Origin of the sequence: Anaerococcus sp. HMSC065G05 (genome assembly GCF_001812365.1) — a bacterium.
GTDB lineage: Bacteria > Bacillota > Clostridia > Tissierellales > Peptoniphilaceae > Anaerococcus > Anaerococcus vaginalis.
Genome location: NZ_KV808727.1, coordinates 13,415 through 24,483, shown reverse-complemented (window position 1 = coordinate 24,483; position 11,069 = coordinate 13,415). Strand labels below are relative to the sequence as shown.

At 28.0% G+C, this 11,069-nt stretch carries 13 protein-coding genes; 12 read left to right on the top strand and 1 reads right to left on the bottom strand.

Going from position 1 to position 11,069, the window contains the following annotated elements:
• The 4 genes from HMPREF2852_RS08570 to recA form a co-directional block, all read left to right on the top strand.
• Positions 1-300: S1 RNA-binding domain-containing protein (locus HMPREF2852_RS08570; protein WP_148130568.1), on the top strand; the 300-nt coding region annotated here is incomplete at its 5' end.
• Positions 301-489: 189 nt separating this feature from the next.
• Complete coding sequence (locus tag HMPREF2852_RS08565) at positions 490-2,751, top strand: DNA translocase FtsK (protein WP_070607688.1); 2,262 nt, start codon at positions 490-492, stop codon at positions 2,749-2,751.
• Between the two features lies 1 nt (position 2,752).
• On the top strand, positions 2,753-3,283 hold the full coding sequence (gene pgsA, locus HMPREF2852_RS08560) for a CDP-diacylglycerol--glycerol-3-phosphate 3-phosphatidyltransferase (protein ID WP_004838382.1): 531 nt from the start codon (positions 2,753-2,755) through the stop codon (positions 3,281-3,283).
• A gap of 73 nt (positions 3,284-3,356) precedes the next feature.
• A complete protein-coding gene (recA, locus tag HMPREF2852_RS08555) occupies positions 3,357-4,427 on the top strand; it encodes a recombinase RecA (protein ID WP_070607685.1) in 1,071 nt (356 codons plus the stop codon).
• Positions 4,428-4,493: 66 nt separating this feature from the next.
• Here the strand turns inward: recA and HMPREF2852_RS08550 are convergent, their stop codons facing one another.
• Positions 4,494-5,537 (bottom strand): DNA polymerase IV, encoded by a 1,044-nt coding sequence (locus HMPREF2852_RS08550; RefSeq protein ID WP_070607682.1) that lies wholly within the window; start codon positions 5,535-5,537, stop codon positions 4,494-4,496.
• A 101-nt stretch (positions 5,538-5,638) separates the two neighbouring features.
• Here HMPREF2852_RS08550 and HMPREF2852_RS08545 point away from each other — a divergent pair, with 101 nt between their 5' ends.
• The 8 genes from HMPREF2852_RS08545 to greA all read left to right on the top strand — a co-directional run bounded on the left by HMPREF2852_RS08545 (position 5,639) and on the right by greA (position 10,979).
• Positions 5,639-5,884 carry an RNA-binding S4 domain-containing protein gene (locus HMPREF2852_RS08545; RefSeq protein ID WP_004838385.1) on the top strand — a complete coding sequence of 82 codons (246 nt, stop codon included), beginning with the start codon at positions 5,639-5,641 and terminating at the stop codon, positions 5,882-5,884.
• The gene (locus HMPREF2852_RS08540) at positions 5,877-6,194 is read left to right on the top strand and encodes an FtsB family cell division protein (RefSeq protein WP_070607680.1); all 318 of its coding nucleotides are present in this window, start codon (positions 5,877-5,879) and stop codon (positions 6,192-6,194) included. Before HMPREF2852_RS08545 ends, HMPREF2852_RS08540 begins: the two co-directional genes overlap by 8 nt.
• Positions 6,166-7,554, top strand: a complete 1,389-nt coding sequence (gene tilS, locus HMPREF2852_RS08535; protein WP_070607677.1) for a tRNA lysidine(34) synthetase TilS — start codon at positions 6,166-6,168, stop codon at positions 7,552-7,554. The genes HMPREF2852_RS08540 and tilS overlap by 29 nt, the downstream gene beginning before the upstream one ends.
• A complete protein-coding gene (gene hpt, locus HMPREF2852_RS08530; RefSeq protein WP_019118025.1) occupies positions 7,551-8,102 on the top strand; it encodes a hypoxanthine phosphoribosyltransferase in 552 nt (183 codons plus the stop codon). Before tilS ends, hpt begins: the two co-directional genes overlap by 4 nt.
• Positions 8,103-8,202: 100 nt before the next feature.
• Positions 8,203-8,694: a DUF5673 domain-containing protein gene (locus tag HMPREF2852_RS08525; RefSeq protein WP_004838389.1), complete on the top strand. Its 492-nt coding sequence runs from the start codon at positions 8,203-8,205 to the stop codon at positions 8,692-8,694.
• A gap of 72 nt (positions 8,695-8,766) precedes the next feature.
• The gene (locus tag HMPREF2852_RS08520; RefSeq protein WP_004838390.1) at positions 8,767-9,558 is read left to right on the top strand and encodes a type III pantothenate kinase; all 792 of its coding nucleotides are present in this window, start codon (positions 8,767-8,769) and stop codon (positions 9,556-9,558) included.
• Positions 9,536-10,501, top strand: coding sequence for a tRNA dihydrouridine synthase DusB (dusB, locus tag HMPREF2852_RS08515; protein WP_070607674.1), 966 nt, complete (start codon positions 9,536-9,538; stop codon positions 10,499-10,501). Before HMPREF2852_RS08520 ends, dusB begins: the two co-directional genes overlap by 23 nt.
• A 4-nt stretch (positions 10,502-10,505) precedes the next feature.
• Positions 10,506-10,979, top strand: coding sequence for a transcription elongation factor GreA (gene greA, locus HMPREF2852_RS08510; RefSeq protein ID WP_004838392.1), 474 nt, complete (start codon positions 10,506-10,508; stop codon positions 10,977-10,979).
• Positions 10,980-11,069: the final 90 nt, after the last annotated feature.

Genomic DNA, 11,069 nt, shown 5'->3' with positions numbered 1-11,069 from the left:
AAAAAAGCTATCGAAATGATTAAATCAATTGTAACTGATCCAAAAGCTGGAGATATTTATGAAGGCGAAGTGAAAAGAATAATGAACTTTGGTGCCTTTGTAGAAATTGCAATTGGCAAAGAAGGACTTTTACACATATCTCAAATTGATACAAAAAGAACTGAAAAAGTTGAAGATGTTTTAAAAATAGGAGATAAGGTAAGGGTAAAAGTTACAGAAATTGATAGGCAAGGAAGAATCAATCTTTCAAGAAAAGCCCTATTAATTGAAGAAGAAAAAAAACAATCTAAAGAAGACTAAGTCTTAAAAGATTTTATAAACTAACTACAAAAAATTATGGTGCAAAATGAATTAATTATTTTTCTTGTTCGAAAATTTTTAATTCATTTTGCACCATAAATAAAATTTTGTAGAAGTTAAAAGAAGGCTGCCATTTATTAGGCAGTTTATTTATTTTCTCCTTTGTTATATAATCTATGTGAGGTGAATATGGCAAATACAAATTCAAATAGAAAAAGAAAAAAATCTAAATATTCAAAAAAATCTGCAAATAGAAAATTTAATAAGAAATCATTTTCTATATTTTTTATGTTTATATCTCTAATAGGATTTATATTTTTAATTCTTCCAAATACTGGAAGATTGGGAGATTTTATTACATATACAAATTTTAGAATTTTTGGATTTATGTCTTATTTTGTTTTTATTTTTGTTTTTATAAGTTTTTTATTTGTATTTATGGATAAATTCAAAAAATATCTTAGGATATTTAATATTTTATTTATCCTGATTTTATTAACTATGGCAATTTTATCTATGAAATTTTTGGATAAAACTTTGCCCCTATCAATTAAAAATGCTGAAAAAATGATAAGAGAATCTGGTGGCATTTTGGGAGTAAATATTAGTTTTTATCTAGAAAGGCTTATAGGCAGTGCAGGAATAATAATTTTATATATTATTTTTTGGATTTCTTTAATTAAAAATTTATTAGGCATATCTTATAAGGACTTAATTACAAAGACCAAAGAAAAAACTGTAATTTTTGGAAATTTTATTGAAAAAAACTATATGAAAATTTCCAACAAAATAAAAACTTATTTTAGAGAAAAAAAGCTTAAAAAAATCAGAAATAATAGAGAAAACAAAAAAAGAGAATATATAGATAAAAAAGAAGATTTAAGCAAAAATAAAGTTATAAAGATTGAAGAAGAAGTAGAAAAAGAAAATAAGGATGATTTTGACCAAAGATTTGAAAAAGCAAAAATAAATTCCTACAAATCAAAACAAGTCGATTTATCAGATTTTGACCAAACTTTTAAGGAAGAATATACTTTAAATTATAAATTCCCAAAACTTGATCTTCTTGATGATAGGGATGATGATAGTGAGCTTGACCAAAATGATATAAAAGATAAGGCGAGAAGAATTGAGGAGTGCTTGGATTCTTTTGGTATAAAATCAAAAGTTGTTCAAATTAATATCGGACCAAGCGTAACTTGTTTTGAATTAAAACCTCAAAGAGGTGTAAAAGTTTCAAAAATTTTAAATTTATCTGATGATTTATCACTTGCACTTGCAACAAGCGATATAAGAATTGAAGCGCCAATTCCAGGAAAAAGCCACGTTGGAATAGAAGTTCCAAATTCACAAAAAGAAGTTGTTGGCTTAAAAGAAATGATTGCAAGTGAGGAATTTATGAAAAGCTCTAAGGAACTTCCTTTTGTTTTGGGAAAATCTATATCAGGATTGCCAAAAGTTTCTGCAATAGAAAAAATGCCCCATCTTCTTGTGTCGGGTGCGACAGGATCTGGAAAAAGTGTTTGTATAAATACGATTATAATGTCAATTTTATATAAGCATTCGCCAGATGAAGTTAAATTGCTTTTGATAGATCCAAAAATTGTAGAGCTTTCAATTTATAATGGAATTCCTCATTTAATTATGCCAGTTATAACTGATCCAAAAAAAGCATCGTCTTCATTATTTTGGGCAATCAGAGAAATGGAAAGACGTTATAAATTATTTGAAGAAAATCACGTAAGAGATATTTCATCATACAGAGATTTATCAGAAATTGATGAAAATATAGAAAAACTTCCCTATGTTGTTATAATAATAGATGAGTTATCAGATTTAATGATGACAGCAGCAAGTGAAGTTGAAGATTATATTACAAGACTTGCTCAAAAATCTAGAGCTTGTGGAATCCATTTGATAATTGCAACTCAAAGGCCAACAGTTGATGTAATAACTGGAACAATCAAGGCAAATATTCCATCAAGAATTGCTTTTGCAGTTACAAGTCAAATTGATTCAAGGACAATTCTTGATATGAGCGGAGCAGAAACTTTACTTGGAAAAGGAGATATGTTATTTTCTCCATCAGATGCAATGAAGCCTATGAGAATTCAGGGAGCTTTTGTATCGGATTCTGAAGTTTTGAGAGTTGTAAATTATATAAAACAAACTCGCGAAGAAGAATACGATAAAAAAGCTATGGAAACTGTTGAGGAAAAAACAAAAATTGTTGAAAATGATAATGAAGATGAATTAATTGATGAGGCAATAGAAATTATTATAAATGAAAACACTGCTTCAGTTTCTCTTTTGCAAAGAAAATTAAAAGTAGGGTATGCTAGAGCTGGGAGAATAATTGACCAATTGGAAGCTCGTGGCGTAATCGGTGGTTACGAGGGCAGTAAGCCTAGAAAAGTTTTGGTAGATCATAGCTATTTAGAAGGAGAGTAATATGAATATAGCAAATAAAGTTACAACCGTAAGAATGATTTTGGTGCCAGTATTTGTGGTATTATATTTAATTTTTGGTAGAATGTATAATGTTGCTGCAATCTTATATGCAGTTGCATCTTTGACAGATGCTCTTGATGGACATCTTGCAAGAAGTAGAAATTTGGTTACAACTTTTGGAAAATTTATGGATCCATTAGTAGATAAAATTTTGACTATGGCAGGATTTGTTTTATTGACAGCAACAAATATAATCCCAAGCTGGGCAGTTATTTTAATAATTTCAAGAGAGCTAATTATTACAGGACTTAGAACTCTTGCTGCAAGCAACAATATTACAATTGCAGCAAGCAAGGGCGGAAAAGCAAAAACAATGAGCCAATGCGTATCTACTGTAATGCTATTATTAAATAATCCTACATTAAATTCAATAGGTCTGGTTTTATTTTATGTAGCGGTTGTATTGACAGTGCTTTCAGGAATTGATTATTTAGTTAAAAATAAAAAAGTTTTAAATTTAGATGATATATAAATTTTAAAGAAAATTTTTTAGATTTTTGAAGACAAGTTTTATTTTTTAATTTATAAAATAGGAAGGAAAATATATGGCTAAAGAAAAAGAAAAAAACACAGATAATGATAAAGAAAAAGCCCTAAGCCAAGCTTTTAAAAATATTGAAAAAAAATATGGTAAGGGTGCTATTATGAAAATGGGCGAAGCTCCAAAGGTTGATGTAACTGTAATTCCAACTGGCGCAATAAATCTAGATATTGCTCTTGGAGTTGGTGGACTTCCTAGAGGAAGAGTTATAGAAATATTTGGACCAGAATCTTCTGGTAAAACAACTCTAACTCTTCACTGTATTGCTGAAGATCAAAAATTGGGAAATACTTGTGCCTTTATTGATGCTGAGCATGCTATGGATGCAGAATATGCAAAAAAATTGGGAGTAAATATTGACGAATTAATTTTATCTCAACCAGATACAGGAGAACAAGCGCTAGACATTGCAGAATCTTTGGTAAGATCTGGTGCAGTTGATTTGATTGTTGTCGATTCAGTTGCAGCTCTTGTTCCAAAAGCAGAAATTGAAGGACAAATGGGAGATAGCCACATGGGTCTTCAAGCAAGACTTATGAGCCAAGCTTTGAGAAGGTTAACTGGAATTATTTCAAAAACAAATACCACAGTTATTTTTATAAATCAATTGAGAGAAAAAATTGGAGTTATGTTTGGTAATCCTGAAACAACAACTGGAGGTAAGGCCCTTAAATTTTATTCTTCAGTAAGGCTTGATATTAGAAGAATTAAAGGAATCCAACAAGGCGATGATTTTGTAGGAAATAGAACCAGAGTAAAAGTTGTAAAAAATAAGGTGGCTCCTCCTTTTAAAGTTGTAGAATTTGATATTATGTATGGACAAGGAATTTCAAAATCTGGAGTAATTTTGGATTCTGCAGTTGATGAAGACATAGTAGAAAAAGCAGGAAGCTGGTATTCTTATAATGGAGAAAAACTTGGTCAAGGTAGGGAAAATGTAAAAACATATCTTGAAGAAAACGAAGACATTCTCCACGAAATTGAAGAAAAATTAAGAGAGAATATAAATTCTGACAAAAAAGATTCAAAAGAATCTGGAAATGTTGAAGAAGATTCTGAAAACGAAGAAGAATAAAAAAAATCGCAAGCTAGTAGAAAATTCTATTATCTTGCGTTTTTTTATTTATGAAATTTTAAAAAATTATTTATCGAATAAGCTTAATTGAGTATGATTCTTTTTTGATAAATTTGATAGGGAAATTCCTATAAGCCTTAAATTTTCGTTTGAAATAATTTGGTCTAACAAGTCCTTGGCAATTTCTGCAATATCTTCTTTTTTTGATATTGGAGAAAGTAGGGTGTAGGATTTTGTATGAGTTTTGAAATATTCTGTTTTTATTTTTAAATTTATAGTGTAGGCTTTTATGTCTTTTGCTTTCAAATCTTCTTCGATTTTTTGGGAAATTTCGTCTATATAAGCGTATAAAATTTTTAAATCTTTTGTATTTTTCCTAAAGGTAAATTCTCTGCCTATTGATTTTCTTTTTGTATTTGTTTGAACTTTCCTATTATCTTCGCCTCTAATAACCTTATAAACATATCTTCCTTGCTTGCCAAAAAGTGATTGTAAAAATTCTTGGTCAAGTTTTAACAAATCTGCAATTTTATAAACTCCAATATCTTTTAATTTTTGAACAGACTTATTTCCAAGTCCATGAACTTTTTTAATATCTAAATTTTTTAAAATTTCAGGCACTTCTTCTTTGCTTATTTCTTTTATGCCCATTGGTTTATTCCAGTCGCTTGCAAGTTTTGCCAAAAATTTATTGTAAGAAATTCCAATTGATACTCCAATTCCCGTTTTTTTTAAAACTTGATTTTGAATTTTTTGAGCTAAAATATTTTTATCTTCATTATTGTCTATAAAAATATATGCCTCATCAATTGAAACTTGTTCTATTGTATGAGAATAAGATTCTATAATATCAAAAACCTCTATGGATTTTTTCTTGTAATATTTTCTGTCGACTTTTACCATAATTAAATCTGGACAAAGTTGTTTGGCAATAAAAACTGGCATGGCAGAATGGATTCCATACTCTCTTGCCTTATAATTTGCTGTTGTAATTATTGATTTATTTGAAAGACCGCCGACAGCCATTGGGAAATTTTTTAAATTTGGATTTCTAAGCTCTTCGCATGATGCGTAAAAGGCGTCGCAGTCTATATGAAAAATTTTATTCATAATATCACCATTACAATTATACTCATAATAAAAAATAAATGAAATTGTTTTATTATGGACTAAATGGGTCTTTATTTGTTATAATTAATTAAGGTGATTTAATGAGAATAGATAAATTTTTAAAAAATTCAAGAATAATTAAAAGAAGGCAGGTTGCAAAAGATGCTTGCCTAAATGAAAGAGTAAAAATAAATGGTAATATTGCCAAGGCAGGAAGTGATGTGGAATGTGGAGATATAGTTGAAATTTGCTTTGGAAAAAGCAATTTAAAAGTAAAAGTTCTTGACTTGATTGATGGTGCTAAAAAAAATGATGCAAGTGAAATGTATGAGGTTATAGATGAATAAATGTGAAAAATACCTTAAAAATAGGTCAAAAAAGAATAAAAGATTTTTGATGGGAAGTATCCTTGTGTTTGTATTAGTATTTGTTTTGTCAAAATCATTTAATAGCAAAGTAAATGCACAAATTGTGGATTTAAATGCTAATATTAAAACAACAAACAGCAAAATTTCTAGCATAAGAGGAGAAATTGAATCTATCAAAGAAGATTATGAAAATAGAAATACAGATGAGTACAAGGAAAAAATAGCTAGAGAAAAATTAGGTATGATTAAGAAAGACGAATATGTGTACAAAGACGAAAATAATAAATAAGTTTAAGTCCACAATAGAAAAAAATAATCTAATAGAAAAAAATGATACCATAATTGTTGGAGCAAGCGGTGGCCCTGATAGCCAATTTTTGATTTATTTGTTAAATGAAGTAAAAGATTACTACAAAATAAATATAGTTCTTGCCCACCTAAATCATCTGCATAGGCTTGATGCAAATGAAGATGAAAAATTAGTTGAAAAAACTGGAGAGAAATTGGGATTTAAAACATTTATAGACCATAAGTCTATGGATGATTACGCAAAAAAAGAAAAAATTTCAGCAGAAAATGCTGGAAGAATTTTAAGGTATGATTTTTTTAGGTCAATAAAAAATAAATACAAAAATGCAAAAATAGCAGTTGCCCACAACAAAGACGATCAGGCAGAAACGGTTCTTATGAGAATAATAAGAGGATCAGGTCTTGATGGACTTAGGGCAATGGATTATAAGAACAAAGATATAATTAGACCAATAATGGATTTTACTAAAAGTGAAATTCTGGAATTTTTAGATGAAAATAAAATTTCCTATCACATAGACTATACAAATTTGGAAACTGATTATACCAGAAATAAAATTAGACTTGAAATAATACCAGAAATCGAAAAAATAAATCCGAATTTCAAAAATTCTTTAATTTCCTTATCAGAAATTGCAAAAAGTGATTATAAAATTATAAGAAAAGTTGAAGACAAAAAGCTAGAAAAAATTCTTATAAAAAAAGATACAAACCATATTTCTTTTGATAAAAATGAATTTGAAGAAATTTCAGATCAGTTGAAGGCAAGGCTTATAAGAAGGGCTATAGAATTTTTATATGGAAATATCAATGATTTTTCAAAAACAAATATAGACGATTTTATAAAAATAAGGTCATTGGAAAATGGGAAAAAAATTATTAAAGATGATTTAATTTTTGAAAAAAATTATAGGACTTATGATTTTTACATAAAAAGAAAAACTCTTGAAAAAAATTTAAAAGAAACCTATATGAATTTAAATGATAGAAAAATTTTTGGAAATTATAAATTTAAAACAGCTCTTGTTTCCTATGATTTTTATAAAAATTCTAGCAAAAAAAATAGAGTTTTTTATAGTTTGGAAAATTTAGATGATATTTCAATAAAAATCAGGTATAGAGTAAATGGCGATTATTTTACAGCAATGAAAAATGGAAAAAGAAAAAAACTCAAAGATTTCTTTATTGATGAAAAAATTGATAGAAAAGATAGGGATAAAATTCCACTTTTATTTATAAACAACAAGCTAGCATGGATTGTTGGAAAAAGAAGAAGTGAGGATTTTAAAGTAAAATATGAAGATACGAATATTTTAATGGTAAGTGTGGAGGAGTTATGAAAATTGATTTAGAAGATGTAATAGACCAAGTACTAATTGATGAAGAAAGTTTAAATAAAAGAATAAAACAGCTTGCAGGTCAAATAAACGAATATTATTTAGACAAAAATGAGCTTGTACTTGTGGGAATTCTAAAAGGTTCAATTATGTTTATGGCTGAACTTGCCAAAAATATTAAATTAGATTGTACTTTAGAATTTATGGATGTTTCATCTTACGAAAATGGCACACAATCTTCAGGAAATGTAAAAATAATAAAAGATTTGGATACAGATATTACTGGAAAAGAAGTTTTATTAGTTGAAGATATAATTGATACAGGAAGAACATTAGATGCCTTGAAAGAGTCTTTAATAAAAAGAGGAGCAAATTCTGTAAAAATTATAACCTTACTTGATAAACCAGAAAGAAGAGAAATAGAAATAAAACCAGATTGGTCTGGCTTTAAAATTCCAAATGAGTTTGTAGTTGGCTACGGACTTGATTATATGCAAATGTATAGAAACCTACCCTTTATTGGGGTTTTAAAAAGAGAAGTTTATGAGTAAAATAAAGATAGAAAAATGTTAAAATCTTATTAAATTTGGCTTTATTTCATTTTTTGAAAAAAGCCTTATTTTTTGAGTTTAAATAAAAATAGGAGGTAATATGAAACAATTTGACAAATTTATTATATTAATTTATGTAGGACTTATAGCATGGCTTGGATTTAAATTATTTAAAAGCAAAAAATCAGTTAAAAATTTACAAGGCGATGTAAAAAGTTTTGGAAAAAGATCATCAACTATGGAATATATTTTGTTTGGGCTTTTAATTGTAACAGGAGCTATAAATTTATTTCAAGGAATCAGAATGAAAAATCAAACAGGTCTTATGACAGCATCTGTAATGATAGTTATGGGATTAGTATTTTTCCTAAATACAAAAACAAAAATTTATATTGGAGAAAATGGAATCTTATTAAACGATTCATTTTATACTTACAAAGAATTAAAAAAATGGGGATTTGATAAAGAACGTGGAAATTTGGTAGTAATTACTAGAAAAGACCATCAAGATAATCAAGAATCAGTTCAAGTAAAATTTGAAGATATTGAACAAATAAATACCCTAATAAGAAAATATAAATTAGGTAAATAATCTTGAAAAATCAAACAAGATGATGTATCATATTAGAGTTAATGTTGAGATTATAAAAATTTAGGAGAATATATGCTACTTGTAGTAGATGTCGGCAATACAAACACTGTGATTGGCGTTTACAATAAAAAGAAATTAAAAACAAAATTTAGAATTACAACAAATCAAATTGTAACAAGCGATGAAATAGTTCAAATTCTATATAATTTTTTGGCAATTCATAAAATTGATAAAGATAATATAGAAGATACAATAATATCATCAGTAGCACCCGATGTTTTATATTCATGGCAATCTGCAAATAGAAAATTTTTTGGAAGAGAAGCTATGATTGTAGGAATAGGCACAAAAACTGGAATTGATATAAAATATGATAATCCAAGAGAAGTTGGTGCTGACAGGGTAGTAGATGCTGTAGCAGCTTACGAAATGTATGGAGGACCTACTATAGTAGTTGATCTTGGAACTGCATCAACCTTCGATGTTGTAAATAAACATGGACAATATTTGGGAGGATCTATTGCACCAGGACTCAAAACAAGTCTTGATGCATTAATAGATAGAACAGCTCAACTTCCAAGAATTGAATTGCATGATCCATCATCAGCCATTGCAAAAAATACATCAGAATCAATAAATGCTGGAATGGTTTTTGGATATATTGGTTTGATTGATGGAATAATTGAACAGTTGATAAAAGAAATTATTAAAAAAGAAAATATCACAAAAGAAGAAATAAATATAGTTTCAACTGGAGGATATTCTGAATTATTGGCATCAGAGTCCAGATACATCGAAATCGTAGAAAATGACCTAACCTTAGAAGGTTTAAGATTGATTTATGAGAGAACAATTAAAAAATAAACAAATAATGTTGGCACCCTTGGCTGGAGTGAGTGATGTTGGTTTTAGGTTGATTGCAGAAAAATACGGAGCAGACAAAACCTTTACAGAAATGATTTCAGTAAATGCTCTTTATTATGACAATAAAAAAACTGACGATTTGTTATTTATTTCAGAAAACGAAAAAAATTGTAACATACAAATTTTTGGTTCAAAACCTGAGCTAATAGAAAAGGTAGTAAAAGATAAAATAAATCCAATTGAAAAGTCAAAAGAAATTTCTTTTAATATGGGCTGTCCCGTAGCAAAAATTACAAAAAATGGCGAAGGAAGTGCCCTTATGGCAAATCCAAAATTAGTTGAAGAAATTTGTAAGACTTTGAGAAAATCTACTGACAAAAAAATAAATATCAAATTCAGATTAGGAATTGATGATAAAAATTTAAATTATTTAGAAATAGGAAAAATTGCCCAAGATGCTGGAATAGATTATGTGATTTTACACGCAAGAACAAAAGAACAGATGTATTCAGGAAAGGCTAATTGGAATCATATAAAAATATTAAAAGAAAATCTCTCAATTCCAGTTATAGCAAATGGAGATATATTTTGTGTAGAAGATTTTGTAAAAGTAATTGATCAAACAAAAGCCGATGGAGTAATGCTTGCAAGAGGAGCAATGGGCAATCCTTTTTTATTTAAAGAAATAAAAGATTATATAAATAAGGGATTTTATGAAAAGCCATCTTCCAAACAAATAATTGACCAACTTATAGAACAATACAAATTAGAATTAAAATATAAAAAAGAAAAATTAGTAGTAACGCAAATGAGAAAACACCTATCATGGTATATAAAAGGACTTAAAAACTCAAGCAAAATCCGTGATTTGGTTAATAAATTAAATACAATTGAAGAAGTGATGGATGCCTTAGAAAAATATAAATCCACACTGAAAGGATGATAAAATGACAGAACAAAAAGAAGTAATTCTATCAAAAGAATACCTACAAAAATTACAAGACGAACTAGAATATTTAAAAACAAAAAGAAGACCAGAAATAGCAGAAAAAATTAAAGAAGCAAGATCTTTTGGAGATCTTTCAGAAAATGCTGATTACGATGAAGCTAAAAACGAACAAGGCGAAGTCGAATCAAGAATTGCAAAAGTTGAAGATATGATAAGACATGCCAAAACTTTTGAAGATTCTACAAATAAAGATGAAGTTAGCGTAGGAAGTAAAGTTTTAATTCACGATGAAGAATTTGATGAAGATTTGGAATATAAAATAGTAGGAACTGCAGAATCAAATCCACTTGAAGGATTTATTTCAAATGAATCTCCTGTTGGGGAAGCTTTACTTGGAAAGAAAAAAGGCGATAAAGTAGAAGTTGTTACACCAAATGGAAAATGCTACTATACTATTAAAGAAATAAGATAGGAGTAAATATGGATAATAAAAATCAAGACCTTAATGAAATGCTTCAAATTAGAAGAGAAAAACTTGAAAATTTAAAAGCTGACGGCAAAA